14 protein-coding genes are annotated in these 16,395 nt (G+C 68.1%); 5 read left to right on the forward strand and 9 right to left on the reverse strand.

Annotated features, from left to right (window positions below; all coding sequences use genetic code 11):
* Positions 1 to 55 precede the first annotated feature (55 nt).
* Positions 56 to 1,258, reverse strand: coding sequence for an ROK family transcriptional regulator (locus tag H074_RS31965; protein ID WP_007034224.1), 1,203 nt, complete (start codon positions 1,256 to 1,258; stop codon positions 56 to 58).
* Between the two features lie 281 nt (positions 1,259 to 1,539).
* On the opposite strand from H074_RS31965, the gene H074_RS31970 reads away from it, so the two are divergent.
* Entirely contained in the window at positions 1,540 to 2,094 is a 555-nt protein-coding gene (locus H074_RS31970; RefSeq protein WP_007034225.1) for a TetR/AcrR family transcriptional regulator C-terminal domain-containing protein, read from the forward strand.
* A 23-nt stretch (positions 2,095 to 2,117) separates the two neighbouring features.
* Here H074_RS31970 and H074_RS31975 read toward each other — a convergent pair whose 3' ends face one another.
* Positions 2,118 to 2,780 (reverse strand): response regulator, encoded by a 663-nt coding sequence (locus H074_RS31975; RefSeq protein WP_007034226.1) that lies wholly within the window; start codon positions 2,778 to 2,780, stop codon positions 2,118 to 2,120.
* A complete protein-coding gene (locus H074_RS31980; RefSeq protein WP_007034227.1) occupies positions 2,777 to 4,324 on the reverse strand; it encodes a sensor histidine kinase in 1,548 nt (515 codons plus the stop codon). The genes H074_RS31975 and H074_RS31980 overlap by 4 nt, the downstream gene beginning before the upstream one ends.
* Positions 4,325 to 4,487: 163 nt before the next feature.
* On the opposite strand from H074_RS31980, the gene H074_RS31985 reads away from it, so the two are divergent.
* The 4 genes from H074_RS31985 (at position 4,488) to H074_RS32000 (ending at position 9,176) form a co-directional block, all read left to right on the forward strand.
* Positions 4,488 to 5,456 carry a Bug family tripartite tricarboxylate transporter substrate binding protein gene (locus tag H074_RS31985; RefSeq protein WP_007034228.1) on the forward strand — a complete coding sequence of 323 codons (969 nt, stop codon included), beginning with the start codon at positions 4,488 to 4,490 and terminating at the stop codon, positions 5,454 to 5,456.
* A complete protein-coding gene (locus H074_RS31990) occupies positions 5,453 to 5,947 on the forward strand; it encodes a tripartite tricarboxylate transporter TctB family protein (protein WP_007034229.1) in 495 nt (164 codons plus the stop codon). The genes H074_RS31985 and H074_RS31990 overlap by 4 nt, the downstream gene beginning before the upstream one ends.
* Positions 5,947 to 7,464: a tripartite tricarboxylate transporter permease gene (locus H074_RS31995; protein WP_007034230.1), complete on the forward strand. Its 1,518-nt coding sequence runs from the start codon at positions 5,947 to 5,949 to the stop codon at positions 7,462 to 7,464. Before H074_RS31990 ends, H074_RS31995 begins: the two co-directional genes overlap by 1 nt.
* 266 nt (positions 7,465 to 7,730) lie before the next feature.
* A complete protein-coding gene (locus tag H074_RS32000) occupies positions 7,731 to 9,176 on the forward strand; it encodes a DUF1996 domain-containing protein (protein ID WP_007034231.1) in 1,446 nt (481 codons plus the stop codon).
* 202 nt (positions 9,177 to 9,378) lie between these two features.
* Here H074_RS32000 and H074_RS32005 read toward each other — a convergent pair whose 3' ends face one another.
* The 6 genes from H074_RS32005 to H074_RS32030 form a co-directional block, all read right to left on the reverse strand.
* Positions 9,379 to 10,068 carry a hypothetical protein gene (locus H074_RS32005; protein ID WP_007034232.1) on the reverse strand — a complete coding sequence of 230 codons (690 nt, stop codon included), beginning with the start codon at positions 10,066 to 10,068 and terminating at the stop codon, positions 9,379 to 9,381.
* Positions 10,069 to 10,189: 121 nt separating this feature from the next.
* Positions 10,190 to 10,891 carry a Crp/Fnr family transcriptional regulator gene (locus H074_RS32010; RefSeq protein ID WP_007034233.1) on the reverse strand — a complete coding sequence of 234 codons (702 nt, stop codon included), beginning with the start codon at positions 10,889 to 10,891 and terminating at the stop codon, positions 10,190 to 10,192.
* A 29-nt stretch (positions 10,892 to 10,920) separates the two neighbouring features.
* Positions 10,921 to 11,286, reverse strand: coding sequence for a hypothetical protein (locus H074_RS32015; RefSeq protein WP_007034234.1), 366 nt, complete (start codon positions 11,284 to 11,286; stop codon positions 10,921 to 10,923).
* A 50-nt stretch (positions 11,287 to 11,336) separates the two neighbouring features.
* Entirely contained in the window at positions 11,337 to 11,849 is a 513-nt protein-coding gene (locus H074_RS32020) for a hypothetical protein (RefSeq protein ID WP_007034235.1), read from the reverse strand.
* A gap of 1 nt (position 11,850) precedes the next feature.
* Complete coding sequence (locus H074_RS32025) at positions 11,851 to 13,605, reverse strand: substrate-binding and vWA domain-containing protein (protein WP_007034236.1); 1,755 nt, start codon at positions 13,603 to 13,605, stop codon at positions 11,851 to 11,853.
* Between the two features lie 36 nt (positions 13,606 to 13,641).
* Entirely contained in the window at positions 13,642 to 16,263 is a 2,622-nt protein-coding gene (locus H074_RS32030; RefSeq protein WP_007034237.1) for a P-loop NTPase fold protein, read from the reverse strand.
* Positions 16,264 to 16,395 lie beyond the last annotated feature (132 nt).

Here is a 16,395-nt window from a genome sequence, read left to right on the forward strand (position 1 = left end):
GATCTTGACGTTACTAATCGGAATCAGGTGGGTGCTCAACGTGCCGCACGGGCGGTCAGCTGCTCAGCGTGAACGCCCGGTCCGTCGCCGACCAAGCGGCCCCGATGACTCCGGCGGTGTCCCCCAGCTCGGACAGCACGATCGGCAGGTTCCCGGTCGCGAGCGGCAGCGACCGCCGGTAGACCGAGCTGCGGATCTCGGCGAGCAGCTGATGCCCGAGCTGCGCCACGCCGCCGCCGATCACGACCATGCCCGGGTTCACGAAACTCACCAGCGAGGCGACCACCTGCCCGAGCCGCCGCCCGCCGTCGCGGATCAGGTTGACCGCGCCGAAGTCGCCCGAAGCCGCCGCGCGGCCGACGTCCTGCGCGGTGATCGCGCCACGGGCCGCGACGACGTCGGCGAGATACGTCGACCGGCCGCTGCGCGCCAGCGTCAGCCCGTCGCGAGCCAGCGCGGCGCCGCCGAAGTACGCCTCGAGGCAGCCTGTCTCACCGCAGGCGCAGGTCGGCCCGTAGTCGTCGAGGCGGATGTGCCCGATGTCGCCCGCGGTTCCGGCGACGCCGCGGTACACCTTGCCGCCCAGCACGATCCCGCAGCCGATACCGGTACCGATCTTGACGAACACCAGGTCGTCGATGGAGCGGGCGACGCCGGCGTGCCGTTCCCCGAGCGCCATCGAGTTCACGTCGTTGTCGACGGTGACCGGGCAGCGCAGCAGCCCGCCGAGATGGTCGCGCACGGAGAACCGGTCCCAGCCGGGCATTATCGGCGGCGCGACCGCCATGCCCTCGGCGAAACTCACCGGCCCCGGGAGCCCGATCCCGGCGGCGATCAGCTTGCCCGGCGCCTCTTCGCGGATCTTCTCCGCCAGGGCGACGACGCGTTTGAGCACGGCGTGCGGGCCCTGCCGGACGTCGCAGTCCTCGACGGTGTGCACCAGCACCTCGCACGAAGCGTCGGTGAGGGCGACCCCGACCGAGGTCGCGCCGACGTCGACCGACAGCACCCGCAGGTCTCCCGCCAGCCGCACCAGGGTGGACCGCCTGCCGCCGCGGCTCGCCGACGGACCCGCGGTCTCGACGAGGCCGACCTCGGCCAGCCGCGCGACCTCGGCCCCCACCCGGGCACGCGGAAGTTCCAGTCGCTCCCCCAGTTCGACCCGGGACATCGGTCCCTCATCCCGCAACAGGGTGAGCAACTGGGTCTGGTGCCGGGTTTCGACCATCGGATGCTCCGAGGTGGATGCCGTGCTCATTCACCTGAGCCTACGGCGTTGTCCACCGACTGTCCCGAAGGCCACGGCGGGGACCGGCCCACGGGATTCGGAACCTTCGGGGACCTCCGGACGGGAACAAACCCACCGGAGCCATCAGTCCACTGTGGACGATTCGACGCGGACGAGGAGCCACGCCGGGGTTATGCGCTCCTCGGGACTCCCGATCATCCTACCAGCCGATCTTATCGCCATTAAGATCTTAACAGTGATAAGATAAGGCCGAGTTGTCAAGTCCGATACGGACCGGCGAAGGTGTGCGCATGGTCGTGAGACGGGATGGCTACGTTCGAGCCGCGCTGGAACTCCTCGACGAGGTCGGGCTGGACGGATTGAGCCTGCGCAAGCTCGGGGAGAAGCTCGGCGTGCGAGGTCCCGCGCTCTACACGCACTTCAAGAGCAAGCAGGCGTTGCTCGATCAGATGGCCGAGACCATGCTGGACGACCGGCTCGCCCCGCTGGACGATCCCGCGGCGATGGACGACTGGGCCGAGTGGCTGGCCCGGCGCGCCCGCACCATCCGCCGCACGCTGCTGTCCTACCGGGACGGTGCCCGCCTGCACGCGGGCACCCGCCCGGCCTGCCGGTCGGCGCTGGCGCCGCTGACCAAACCGTTGCTGCGAGCCGGTTTCACCGAAGAGGACGCGACGCACGCGATCCTCGCGATCAGCCGGTACACCCTCGGCTGCGCGATCGACGAACAGCAGCACGTCGAGGGCGACCACGACGAGGATCCGGCCGCCTCCTTCGAATACGGCCTCGCCCGCCTGATCGCCGGGCTCCGCGCCGACGTCGAGGTCGCGAACACACGCAAGTAGGTGACTAATTGCGGCGGAGGCGGTCAGGACCAGAGGTAGCGGCGTTCAGGCCGCCCCGTCCCGCCGTACTTGAGGGTCACCTCGGCCTTCCCCGTCGCCACGAAATGCTCCAGGTACCGGCGCGCGCTCACCCGCGCGACACCGGTCGCCTCGGCGCATTCGCTCGCGGACATCCCGCCGGACGCGCCCCGCAGCGCGGTCTCCACCAGCCGCGCGGTCTCGGCGGTGAGTCCCTTGGGCAGCACGGGTTTCGCGCTCGGCCGCGCGCCGAAGACCTGGTCGACGTCGGCCTGCCCGGCCTCGGCCAGCCGGTCGAGCCGCCGGTGCAGCGACGCGAAATGGGTGAGCTGATCGCGCAAGGACGCGTACTCGAACGGCTTGATCAGATAGTGCAGGACCCCGCCCCGCATCGCCTGCCGCACGGTTTCCACGTCGGTCGCGGCGGTGATCAGGATGACGTCGACGTCCTCGGTGGCGCGCAATTCCCGCAGCACCGAAAGCCCGTCGAGATCGGGGAGATAGACGTCCAGCAGCACCAGATCCGGCTTCAGTTCCCGCGCCAGGCGGATCGCGTCGGCGCCGGTGTGCGCGACCCCGGCCACGGCGAACCCCTCCGTCCGCGTGACGTATCCACTGTGGACCTTCGCGACCATGAAATCGTCGTCGACGACGAGGACCCGGATCATCGCGGCAACCTCGCCGTGAACACCGCGCCGCCGGAGTTGTGCACCTCGACGGAACCACCCCTCCGCACGCACGCCTGCCGGATCAGCGCCAGCCCGAGACCGCGCTGGCCGTGCGCCGCGGCCTTCGTGGTGAAGCCGTGCTCGAACACTTCTTCCGCGATCTCCGGGGCGACTCCCGGTCCGGAATCACGGACCTCCACCCGCACTTCGTCCTCCTCCTGCCACACCCCGACCTCGATCCAGCCCTGCTCACCGCCCTGCTTGTTCAAACTCAGCGCGTCCAAGGCGTTGTCGACGAGATTTCCCAACACCGTCACCAAATCCGTGGAAAGAGCGTCTTCGACGCGGTCCAGTTCGCTGTCCGGGGCCATGCGCAGCCCGACCCCGCGTTCCGCGGCGAGCGACGCCTTCGCGATCAGCAGCGCCGCCACGGCGGGATCGCCGACCCGTGAGCCGACCTCCGCGCGCCACTCCCCCTGCGCCGAGCTGATCCGGCTGACATAGCCGCGAACCTCTTCGTATTCCCCGAGTTCCAGCAGGCCGGAGATGGTGTGCAACCGGTTGCTGAACTCGTGCGCCTGCGCCCGCAAGGTGTCGGTGGCGTGCCTGCTGGCGTCGAGTTCGTCCCGCAGGGTCATCAGATCGGTGCGGTCCCGCAGGGTGACCACGGCTCCTCGCACGTCGATCGGCATCCGGTTCAGGGTCAGCACCTTCCCTTGCCGCAGCACGATCTGGTCGGCGCCGGTCGCGCGGCCGGTGAGCAGGTCACGGATCCGCTCGTTGAGGTCGAGGTCCTCGACCGACCGGCCGACGGCGTCCTCCGGCAGCGCCAGCAGTTCCCGGGCCTGGTCGTTCACCAGGGTGATCCGGTGCTGCGGATCGAGGCCGACGACGCCTTCCTTGATGCCGTGCAGGAGCGCCTCCCGGTTCTCGACCAGTGCGGTGATCTCGTGCGGCTCCAGGCCGAGCGTCTGGTTCTTCACCCGCCGCGCCAGCAGCAGCGAACCGCTCACCCCGATCACCAGGGCGACACCCAGCACCCGCAGGGCGTTGTCCGGTGAGTCGAGCACGCCGGCGAAGAAACCGGGCGACTTCGAACCCGCCGCGACCATGCGGACCACCTTGCCGCCCTTTTCGTCGAGCACCGGGACGTGCGCCACGATCGAACCGTCGAGTTCGCCGACCCACGATCGTCCGGAAAGGACGGTGCTGTCGCCGATGTCGAGCAGCGTACGGAGCTGATCCGGATACGGCGACGCGAGCACATAGCGATCCGCGCCCGCGATGACGACGAAATCGACCCCGGAGAAGCTCCGCGCGGTCTCCGCGGGCGCGTTCAGCTCGAACGGGCCGTTTTCGAGATCGCCCACGATGCCCTGCGCGGCGACACTCTCCGCGACCGAAAGCGCCCGGCGTCCTTCGGTGGTGCGGAAGTTGTTCCCCGCCTGGGTGACAGCGAGGACGCCTACTGCGCACAGTAGGCACGTGACGACTACCAGTTGCCACACGAGGAGCTGGCGGGCCAAGGAACCCCGAGCACCCATCGCCACCTCCGCGTGACCACAACGACACCGCATCTTCCAAGACGCGACCACAAAGACCAAAAGAACCCTTAGGCGCGCAAGGGGGACATCTCTGTTTACACGAGTGCAACATGTCCAACCACGCGGCAGAGAGGCGGGGATCACAGTGAGGCCCAGTAGCTGGTTGGCCATCGCGGCGGCGCTCGTCGCCGTTTTGCTGGTGCCACCGTTGCTCACCCCGGGCAACGAGGCCGACGAGGGCTCGCAGATCCGGTCGTTGCGGGTACTGGTGCCCAACGCGCCCGGCGGCGGTTACGACATCACGGCGCGCACGGCGACCAAGGCGATGGAAGACGCCGACCTGCTCGGCAACGCGGAGGTGTTCAACCTCCCCGGCGCGGGCGGCACGGTCGGCCTCGGCCGCACGGTGGCCGAACGCGGCAACGGCAAACTGGTCATGTCCATGGGACTCGGCGTCGTCGGCAGCGTTTTCACGAACAAGTCGCCGTCTTCGCTGCTCGACACCACACCGGTGGCGAAGCTGATCGAAGAGTCGGACATCGTCGTCGTCGGCAAGGATTCGCCGTACCGGAACATCGGCCAGCTGCTCGAGGCGTGGAAGAAGGACCCCGGCGCCGTCCAGGTCGGCGGCGGCTCGTCACCCGGCGGGCCGGATCACCTGGCGCCGATGCTGATGGCGAAGGCGATCGGGCTCGCGCCGAAGTCGGTCAACTACGTCCAGTACGACGGCGGCGGCGAGCTGCTCGCGTCGGTCCTCGGCGGCAAGGTCGCGTTCGGCGTCTCCGGTGTCGGCGAATACCGCGACCAGATCGCGGCGGGCACGCTCCGGGTCCTGGCGGTGACGAGCGAGAAGCGGCTCCCGGGGATCGACGCGCCGACGCTGACGGAGTCCGGTGTGGACGTGAAGTTCACGAACTGGCGCGGCATCGTCGCGCCACCCGGCATCACCGAGTCGGACCGCGCGAAGCTGGTGAGCCTGTTCGAGCGGTTGCAGAAGACGCCGCAGTGGCAGGAAGCCTTGCAGCGCAACGGATGGACCGGCGCGTTCGCGCCAGGTGAGCAGTTCGGTTCGTTTCTCGAAGAGGAGAACACGCGAGTGGCAACGGTGCTGAAAGAGCTGGGTCTGGCATGACCACGTGGCTGAAAGGGCGCTCCGAACTCGGAGTGAGCGTGGTGCTCGTGGTGCTCGGCGTGCTGGTGCTGACCGACGCGCTGAGCATTCCCACCGACTTCGCCCAGCGCGGTCCCGTGGGACCGAAGGCGGTACCGGTTCTGGTCGGCTCGCTGCTGCTGATCGTCGCCGTACTACTGGCGCGTGACGTCCTGCGCGGCGGCAAGGGCGAGGCCGAGGGCGGCGAGGACATCGACCTCACCGCGCCCGCCGATCTGCGCACGGTCCTGCTGCTGTGCGGCGCCTTCCTCGCCAACGCGGCGCTGATCGGCCTGGTCGGGTTCCCGATCTCGGGCGCGATCCTGTTCTGGGGCGCGGCGTTCGCCCTCGGCAGCCGCAACCTGGTGCGTGACCCGCTGATCGCCGCGGGCATGTCGGTCGTGACCTTCCTGATCTTCAACAACCTGCTCGGTGTCCCGCTGCCCGGTGGCCCGTTGATGGAGGTGTTCTGATGCTGCAGCAACTCATCGACGGTTTCGGCACCGCGCTGACCCCGACGCACCTCGCGCTCGCCGCGCTCGGCGTGCTGCTGGGCACCGCGATCGGCGTGCTGCCGGGGATCGGCCCCGCGATGGCGGTGGCCCTGTTGCTGCCGGTGACCTACGGCATGGAGCCGACCGCGGCGTTCATCATGTTCGCCGGCATCTACTACGGCGGGATGTTCGGCGGCTCGACGACGTCGATCCTGCTGAACACCCCTGGTGAGAGCTTCTCGGTGGTCGCCGCCATCGACGGCAACCCCATGGCCCGCAAGGGCCGGGGCGCGCAAGCGCTTGCGGCGGCCGCGATCGGGCACTTCGTCGGCGGCATCCTCGGCACGATCGCGCTGGTCCTGCTGGCGCCGATCATCGCGAAGTACGCCGTCGACATCGGCGCGCCCGATCTGTTCGCGATCATGGTGCTGGCGTTCATCGGGGTGACCTCGGTGCTCGGCAACTCTCGGATCCGCGGTGTCGCGTCGCTGCTGATCGGGCTCACCATCGGGCTCGTCGGCCTGGACGAGATGACCGGGCAGTCGCGGTTGACCTTCGGTTCGCTGCATCTGGCGGACGGCATCGACGTGGTGATCGTGGCGGTCGCGCTGTTCGCCGTCGGCGAGTCGCTGTGGGTGGCCGCGCATCTGCGCCGCAACACCTTCAAGCCGATCCCGGTCGGCAGGCCGTGGCTGTCGCGCGCCGATCTGAAGCGAACCTGGAAGCCGTGGCTGCGCGGGCCGGTGATCGGGTTCCCGTTCGGCGCCATCCCGGCCGGTGGCGCGGAGATCCCGACGTTCCTCTCGTACCTCACCGAGAAGCGGCTGTCGAAGCACAAGGACGAGTTCGGCAAGGGCGCCATCGAAGGGGTCGCGGGTCCGGAAGCGGCCGCGTCGTCCTCGGCGGCGGGCACGCTGGTCTCGATGCTGACGCTGGGCCTGCCGACGACCGCGGTCGCGGCCGTGATGCTGGCGGCGTTCCAGCAGTACGGCATCCAGCCGGGCCCGCTGCTGTTCGAACGCGAGTCGAAGCTGGTGTGGGGCCTGATCGCCTCGCTGTTCGTCGGCCTGACGCTGCTGCTGGTGCTGAACCTGCCGCTGGCGCCGCTGTGGGCGAAGCTGCTGCGGATCCCCCGGCCGTACCTCTACGCGGGCATCCTGTTCTTCGCCAGTGTCGGCGCCTACGCGGTCAACGCGGACATCTTCGACCTGCTGGTGATGTTCGTGATCGGCCTGATCGGGTTCGCGATGCGCCGCTACGGGCTGCCGGTGCTGCCGGCGATCATCGGCGTCATCCTCGGCCCGGCCGCGGAGCAGCAGATGCGGCGCGCGCTGCAGCTCAGCGACGGCGAGGTGACCGGGTTGTTCAACACCCCGTTCGCGATCGTGGTCTACGTGATCATCCTGGTGATCCTGTTCTTCCCGTTGATCAAGCGTTTCCTGCCTGCCCGTCCCACCGCCTCCGAGGCGGAGCCCAAGGACAAGGTGGACGCCTGACCAGCGGGAATCCGGCCCGGCCTCGACTGCCCCGAGGCCGGGCCTTCTCATGTTCGGCGAAGGCTGGGAAGCACCGCCGAAAGGTAACGAAAAGATAACGGCGAGATCGCTTTTTGAACCGCTCTTCGTTCGGGGCCGTTTCAGCCAACGCGGAGTCAGTGACGCCGGCACTGCCGGTGCCGCATCCCCTCCGGCTCCGCGCAACGACACCGAACGAGGTGAACAAGTTCATGCCCCGTAACCAAAGAACCGCCGGCCGCCACCGCATGGCACGCCGCACCAAGGTCGCCACGGGCGCCACCGCGCTGGCCCTCGCCGTCGGCGGGATCGTCGTGGTCAACACGACCGGAACCCCCGACGCCGCCAGGGCCGACGGCGCGGACAAATCGTTCTTCATCGACATCACGAAGGTCCCCCGCGGCAACAACGTCAACCTCGACCTCGCGAAACGAGGCGCCCGGGGGACGTTCACCGTGGACTGCGGCCGCAACGAAAACGGCCACTTCAACGGCGACAACTTCATCGCGCAGCCCGGTGTCCGCAATGGTGCCGAGCACCTGCACGACTACGTCGGAAACCTTTCGACCAACGCGGACTCGAACAACAAGAGCCTGCTGCGCGCGGGCACCACCTGCCAGAACGGGGACAAATCCGCCTACTTCTGGCCGGTCATCCGGATCAACACCGAGGAAAAGGAACAGAACCAGGCCGCGAACGAGGAGAAACTCGCCGCCGACCGCGTCGACGCGGCCAAGGACGAGGCCGGCGCCCAGATCGACTGCCCCGACGTCGCGAGCGAACTCAGTGAACTCAGTGAGGTCCCCGACCAGGCCTTGCCCGCGGTCGACGAGAACCTCGACAAGCTCGACCAGGAGTCCGAGAACGCGAACAACCAGCTGGCACAAGGAAAACAAGCCGGCCAGGTGCTCGACGAGCTGAAGAACAAGCGGAAGCCTTCGATCAAGAACATCACCGACACCCTGAAACAGACGGGCAAGCCGGTCGCTAAGAACGAAGACCAGCTCGCGGCCTGCGCGGTGAAGAAGAACGGCAAGGGCGGCCTCGACAACGGCGGCGACAACAGCAACGTCAACGCCGCCGGCGACGTCGAGGAGAAGAAGGCCGACGGCAAGGCCGCCGACCTGCCCGGCGTCAACGGGAACAACGAGATCGGCAACAACGAGGGTGAGATCCAGCGCCCCCAGAAGGCCGATCTGACCTTCACCAGCGGCGGCGCCCGCCGCGTCGTCGCGATGCCGAAGTTCCTGCGCGTGCTCTACGGCGACGCCAAGCAGAGCACCAACGGCCCGGCCAACGCGCGGCCCAGCTGGACCTGCAGCGGCTTCGAGGACCGGCTCACCGAGCTGTACCCGATCTGCCCGCGGGGCAGCAAGGTCACGCGCGTCCACTCGTTCCCGAACTGCTGGGACGGGAAGAACACCGACAGCGCCAACCACCGCACGCATATCGTGTTCTCCGACCGCAACGGGAAATGCCCGCGCGGCTTCAAGAACGTGCCCCAGCTGCGGATCACGCTGGTGTACGACATCCCGCCGGACATCCAGGCCGCCGGGCAATACGCGGTCGACGCGTTCGCGCAAGAGAAGCACGACCCGCGCTCCGACCACGACGACTTCGCGAACGTCATGTCGCAGCGGCTGATGAACCAGCTGGTGAAGTGCATCAACAGCGGGAAGAAGTGCAGGCAGTAACCAAAACTCGTGAGTGGTAAGGACGGTTCTAACCGTCCTTACCACTCACGAGGTCTCCGCGAGAGGGCGCGGCGGGGATGACCCGCGCCCCCACCCCCCGCGCCGGGGGTCCGGTTCCCGGCCCGGCGTAGGGGTACCGGGCCGGGAACCGGCGAGCGATACGGTTTTCCCTCCCTGGAAACCGGACCGCCCGGTCCTTGGGTCAGGCCGTCGTCGACAACCGGCTCACCCGGTCGAACGCGAGCGGCACCGCGACAGCGGGGTTCAGTTCGGCGAGGACGGCCTCGGCGTCCAGGCCCGGCAAGTGGATCCACGCGCTGTCCGCGAAGTCCGGGGTCGTGACGCTGATCCGGGCACAGCGGGCGGGCGGGACCAGCGCGACCCCGAACGGCTCGACCACGTTGCGCCACACCGATTGCGAGACGATCATCCCGGCGCCGAACTTGTCGCCCGTCGGGTCCGAACGGCACCAGTACCCCACGGCGTCGTTGAAGGTCGAGGCACACAGCAACCGGGTCAGCGTGATGTACGTGCGGTGGTACCGGTGGTTGTCCGCCATCGGTCCCATGTGGACCGCCACCCGCGCCCGCATCGGGACCCGGGCGTAGCGGTTGCGGGTCCGGAGCAGATGGTCCAGGTGGAACACGACCTCGCAGAGCTGGCCGACGGCGTGGTCCGGATACGCGACCATCAGCCCGTCTCCGGTCTCCCGGAAGTGACGCGCTTCCCCCGGAGCGAGCCCGACCGCGTTGAACGAGCGGGAAACCAGCGTTTCCATCTCGTTCTTCATCGGGTCCAGCAGGTCATCACTGGCCTTGGACGAACCGACGATGTCGACGGAAAGCACGGCGTGGGTGTGCGCGTTGTAATGGCCTGAGGTCAGCACCTGCATCTCTGCGACCCCTCCCCTGATCGGTGAAAACTGCCTGCAGGAAGCAGTGTTCCCACTCCTCACCGGAAGTTCTGTTCGGAACCGAACAAAACCTGACCTCGCGACGGTCAACGCCAGTGAGCTAAGTCACACCTTTTTCCGTGATCACCCGCAATGCCTCGCGGTCGATGACGGTGATCGCACGGCGCGAACTGGCCACGACTCCCGCCTTCCGGAGCTTGTCCAACGCCTGCGCGACCATGGTCCGGCCCATCGGGATGAACTGCGCGAGTTCGTCCTGGCTCAACGGGATCCCGATCCGCCAGCCGGCGGGTGTCCGGACGCCACAGACGTCGACGAGGTAGTCCAGCCGAGTCGCGACGCGTGCCACCGCCTGCGGTTTCCAGGACTGGGTCCGCTGCCGCTGGGCGAGCACGAAGCGGCGGGCGACGCTGACGAGCACCTCCCGCATCGCCGCCGGATGTTCCAGCAGGAACCGGTTGAACTCGCTCGCCGCGATGCGCCGGACGTGCACTTCTTCGATGGCGACGACGTCGGCCATCCGGATGCCGCCCGCGATCACCGCGATCTCACCGTGCAGGTCGCCGGGCACGCCGACGTCGAGGATGACGGTCGCTCCCATCCGGTCGGCGCTGGTCACCTTCACGTAGCCGTGCCGCAGCAGCATGACGAAGTCGCCGGGCTCACCCGCCCGCATCAGCGCCTGTCTGCTTTCGTAGGTCTGCGGGGTACCCATCTCCAGCAACCGGGCACGAACGGGTTCGTCCAGTCGCTCCAGGAACGGACGTTCTCTTTCTTCGGCGGCCTCTTGGCCCAAACCCACGAAACACCCTCCCAGGCAGTCGTGAACACCTATCGCGGAGAGTAACCGAATCGTCCACCCGATCCGGCGGCGGAACCGTCGTGCGTGGTGAAGATGCCCAGCCGGACCAGCTCCGATCTGATCCACTCGGCCAACCGGTGCAACGGCCCGTCTTCGGCCTCGACGAAATAGCTGTCCACGATCTGGTGTCGCCTATCGGCGTGTTTCGCCGCATAGAGCAGCGCTGACCGTACCTCCGACACCTTCAGCGGAGCGACCTTGATTCCCGGAGCGGGCCGCACGGTGCTCTTGGCGGCCATCACCGCCAGCACGGCTTCCTCCAGGCTGAACCGGTGCTCCACCGGTACGACCACATGTTCCACGCCCTCGACAACCCGGCGCCCGATCAACGGCATACTGTCAGATCAGCATGACGCACGGCCGTAGTCTGTTCGGCACCGAACACTCACCCCGGTTCGACCGCCGCGAGAGCGTCTTCGAGCGTTTCCCGGTACACCCTCATCCGCTCGACGAGCATCACCGGATCAGGGTTCTCGTCCCGCGCGTGCCGCTCCAGCCTCTCGGTGGTCTGCTTCACCGTCAGCCGCAGTTCGACGACTTCGGGAGTGTTCCGAGCCTTCCGGTTTTCGAGTCTCGCCACCGCCTGCCGGAAGACGCCCGCGAGCTCCGTCTCGCCCGGCCGCACCGTTTCGATGGCCGTCAGCGCCCGCCCGAGCAGGCTGTAGTGGTCGTAGGCGGCGGCCGGATCCGGCACGCGGACCACCCGGGCCGGCCTCGATCGCTTGCCGTTCAACACGAAGAACGCGGTTTCGGCCGGGAAGATCACGGCGAAAGCGGCGGCGGCGCCGAAGAGCCAGGCCTGCGGATGCGGATAGGTCACCGCGCGGCCGATCAGCCCGGCGATCAGGCCGAGCACGACCGCGACGACGTGGAACGGGCGGTTGTCGTGATCGGCCATGTCAGAAGTTGCTGAAGACGTTGACGAACATCTTGTCGATGCCGTGCGGGTCGACGGCCTGGTAGCTGCGGGCCTTGGACTTCTGCGCGATCTCGTCGAGGACGCGGCTGTCGGCCTGCGCGCCGTAGGCCATGGTGAAGATCCGGACGGAGTTGTCCAGCCTCTCGGCGTCGACGTTCTGCAGCACCTGCTCCTTGGTTCCGGCTTCGGTGTTCTCGCCGTCGGTCAGGAAGACGACGGCGTTGATGAGGTTCGGGTCGAACTCCCGCCGCATCTTGTCGTTGGCCGCCATCACGGTCTGGTACAGCGCCGTATCCCCTTTCGGGGTCAGGTTTTCGACCAGGTCGAGCATCGGGCCGCGGACGTTCTTGACCTTGCCGATCGGCATCTTCTCCTCATATCCGTCCGAGAACGTCCAGAGCCCGACCTCGTCCTCGGGATGCAGGTACTCGAGCTGTTTCCGGATCGCGGGTTTCAGCAGGGCGATCCGGCTCTCGGAGTACGGCTTGTCCTTGCGGTTCTTGTCGAACGGCTCGTTCATCGAGCCGGAGAGGTCCAGCACCAGCAGGATCCGGCCGCGTCGCTGGGTGTACTCCCAGCCGTCCAGCATCTTCTGGATCTGCTCGCCGGTGGGGACGCCGATCTTCGGGGTCTCCTGGGTCTCCTGGGTGCCCACGGTCTTGGCCAGGTCCGGGCTCCCGTTACCGGCGGGGTCGCGGAACCCGAGATCACGGAACCGGTTCTGCTGGTCGGCCTCCAGCAGGAAGTCGTAGAAGTCCTTGGCCGCCGCCTGCTGCTCCGGTGACGCGTTCGCGGTGGTCAGGAAGGGATGGTCGATCAGCATCGTCCCTTCCTTGGGGTGGACGGCGACCAACGGGCGCAGTGGTGCGACGGGGTTCCCGTTCAGCTGCGCGGGATCCCCGGTCGGCACGCCGCGGTTGTAGAGGTAGACCATCTGCTCCTGCATCGCCATCGCGCTGATGTAGGGCGTGGGCTTCTTGCGGTCCTCTTCGTACAGCGTCTTCAGGAAGGCCACCGAATCGTCGCTGTAGTAGGCGACCGACGCCTCGATACCGCGGACGAAACGCACGGCGTCCGGCGTCCCGATCTTGCCGTAGTCGCCGCCCGTCGCCGCGAAGTAGGTCGCGATGGTCGCGGCGAGCCCGGACGTCGACCGCCGCGGATTGTCCTTGCCCAGCGTGAAGTTCCCCCACTGGGCGTACGACGCGCCTTTCGAGGCCCAGCCGCCGTTCTGGTTCACTTCCAGCACGTCACCCCAGCCGAGGGGCTTTCCCGGCCAGCCCATCGCCACGGCCATCGGTTCCGGCATCGCGATCACCATCGGGCTGGTCGCGAGCGAGGTCTTCGGCCCGGTCTTGATCCGCTCGCCCTTCCCGCGCTGCCGCAGCAGATCGAGCCAGAGCGAGGAGCTCGGCATCCAGACCTGGGGCTCGGGCTGGTGTTCGTCGATGTCGTTCCAGCCGTCGGCGATGAGGTCGAGCGTGGCACCCGAGGTCTTCTTGAACGCCTCCACCTTCGCGCACCGGCCGCCGTCGAACGTCCGGCCGGTGTTGTTGTACCGCTCGGCCAGTTCACGGATCAGATCGCCCTTCTCCGTGGAAGAACTCGCGACCAGCCGGACGCAGTCGGTCCTGGCCGCGTTCGAAGGCGCGGTGACCGTGGTCGCGAGCAGGACGATCACGAGCGTCCCGACGAGCGCGCCGAAGACGAGCGAAAGCCAGCCTGATCTCCGCATGCGCCGCCCCCTCGCCGTCGTAGCGGGCAAGTGTAGCTACAACGTGGTCCCCGGTTCTGTCTCCTCGGTCACCAGATCGTAGGTTTCGAAACTGAAGCGGGCGAGGGTGCCCACCCAATTCCGATAGACCTGTAGATCATCGAAGGTTTCGACGTCTAGCCGCCATTCAGGTGGAAAGGCGTCGGACAACGATTCCCCGGAGGAAAGCGCGATGAACGTCGAGCGCGCGGCGTCCGGATCGGCCACCAGCAGGGTCAGCAGGACGAGCACCGCGCGATAGGGGCCGCCGACGAACCCCTCCAGTTCCGCGTCGGGAATGCCGATGCGGACGAGCCGGTAGAGATTGACCAGTTTCCGGATCTCGCGCGGCGTGTTCAGCCTTTTCCGCAGCACGTGAACGAAAGCGCGTTCGACCTCGGTGAGCCGCAACCGGTCCGGCCGCATGTCGTAGAACGTCGGCGGGGCGGTTTCCTGGACGACGACCTCCACGGTCTCGCCGCGTTCGGGGGCGCTCTCGTCCTCCGGCCATTCTTCGTGCCCGGGCGTCCCCGGTCTCCGTTCTTCGATCGGCATCAGGGCGTCGATCAGCTCGTCCGCCGCGCTTCCCATGGGGCGCAAGGCGAACACGATCTGGAAGATCTTGTCGAGGTACTCCGCCCACCGCGCCTCCCCCGCGCCGAACAGTTCTTCGTGGTGCCGGTCGAGGCATCGCCGCAACCACCTCGGGTCGACCGCCACCACCACGACGAACGCGGGCAGGGCCAGCAGCAGGTGCACCGCGGCCAGCACTTCGATCACCTTCGACGGCGGGCAGCGGTCGAGGTCGTCGATGTAGAGCACGATCCGTTCCAGCGGCGGCCTGCCCTTGCCTCCCGCCAGCAGCCATTCCTCCCGCGCGTCCGCCAGATCGGCACTCAGGTCCGCGAGGTCTTCCCGGACACGGGCGAAAACGCCTTGGTAGTCACCGTATCTGCCGGTCTTCGCCTCCTCGATCAGATCACCGAGCCTGCTGGCCGCGTCCAGCCGCCGGAGCCGTTCCTCGGTCTCCCGGACCTCGGTCTCGAACCGTTCCGCGCGTTTGTCGACGTCGTGCCGCAGTCTGTCCAATGTGGACCTGACCGGCGCGAGGGCGGCTCTGGCGGTGGTGAGGGCCGGGGTCAGCACGGCGCCGAGCGCGACGACGGCACCCGCCGCCGCCAGGATCGCGTTGTGCCACAAGGCCCAGCCGGTGATCGCCGCCGCGGCACCGAGCACTCCCAACCCCGCGTAGCCCGCGACGGCGAGCCTCCGCCGTCGGCGTTCGGCCCGGTCCACCCCGGACACCAGGAGCCGCCAGCGCCAGGTGAGCGGGGAGTCCGCCCTGATGGCCCGAAGGCCCGCGAGCCGATTCCGCAGCTCCTCGCGTTCGGCGCGGACCTCGCCGGCGTCCGCGTGTGTCTCGGGCGCGCCGAGGTTGCGGAACAGATGGTCCACCAGCCCGACCCACAGATGGTCGTCGTGGTACTGCCACGCGTTGAACCGGATCTGCCGGATCTCACCGGCGAACACGCTGTTCGCGGCGTCGCCGCGGGACCGCTGGGCCAGTTCGGCCACCCGGTCGGTCACCTGCCGGACGAAACTCGACTTGCCGGAACCCCAGGGGCCCAGCAGAGCGACACACAGCGGCGGGCTGGTCTCGCGGTCGGCGATGACCGCGGCGAGGGTGCGCACGTCGTCGTGGAAGCCGATCAGGTCGACCGGGCTTTCGACGTCGGGCGTGATCCGCGGCCGCGCCCGCCCCGGTTTGGGCTCGACGAAGCCGGTGCCGTCGATCTGATTGCCGAAGCGGTCCCATACCCGGATCGTGTGATCGTCCCCGACCGTCACGATCTTCTCGTTGCCCGCGGTGCAGGCGATCGCCCGGACGTTTCCCTGATGTCCGTCGAGGAGGGTGTAGTCCCGCGGGTCGTCGACCTCGCGGACGCGGACCTCGCCGTCGGAACCGCCGGAGAGCACCAGTTTGCCGTCCGCGCTGAAGGCCAGCGCCCGCACCACCCCAGTGTGCCCCGGGAAGACGAGGGCCGGATCGCCCTTGCGTCCCCACAACCGGACCGTTTCGCCTTCCGCGGACAGGACCTGCTCGCCATCGGCGGAGATCGCGACCACGTGGACCGCACCCGCGCCGCCGAACCGGTAGTGGGAAACGACTTCCCTGTCCCACAGCCGCACGCCACCGGCGTCGTCCCCGGCGACGACGACCCGGCCGTCCGGGGTCACCGCGACCGACTCGATCTCCGGGCCGCCGGTGCGGAGACCCCGCACCGTCACGCCGTCCAGCCGCCGGACCTCGACGGCGCTTCCCGCGCCGGACACGACGAAATCCTTCGCCACCGCGACCGCCACGGTCCGCTTGGTGGTCTGGACCTCCGGGGGACGCACCTCGGGACCGGCGATCCGCCAGCGCCGCACCGTCGCCCCATCGCAACCGACCACGTGCTGCCCCGAGATGCCCACCGCCAGCACCGGCCGATCATGGCCGCTCAACACGAATCGCTGCGCTCCGGTCTCCAGGTCCCAGACCCGTACCGTCCGGTCCGCACCCCCGGTGACCAGCCGGTTTCCCTTCACCGCGACCGCGAGGATCGGTTCTTCGTGTCCGGTGAAACGCGCCGTCGTCATAACGGCACAGTCTTCCGGTCGCGTCAAGATCATGGTTAACGACAGGCGACTATCGGCGGGTACCCCGACAGCCTCGACAGGTTCAGTGTCGACACTGCTCCGAAATTCCAGCACGCCTTAAACGCGAGGAGT

The organism is Amycolatopsis decaplanina DSM 44594, assembly GCF_000342005.1.
GTDB lineage: Bacteria > Actinomycetota > Actinomycetes > Mycobacteriales > Pseudonocardiaceae > Amycolatopsis > Amycolatopsis decaplanina.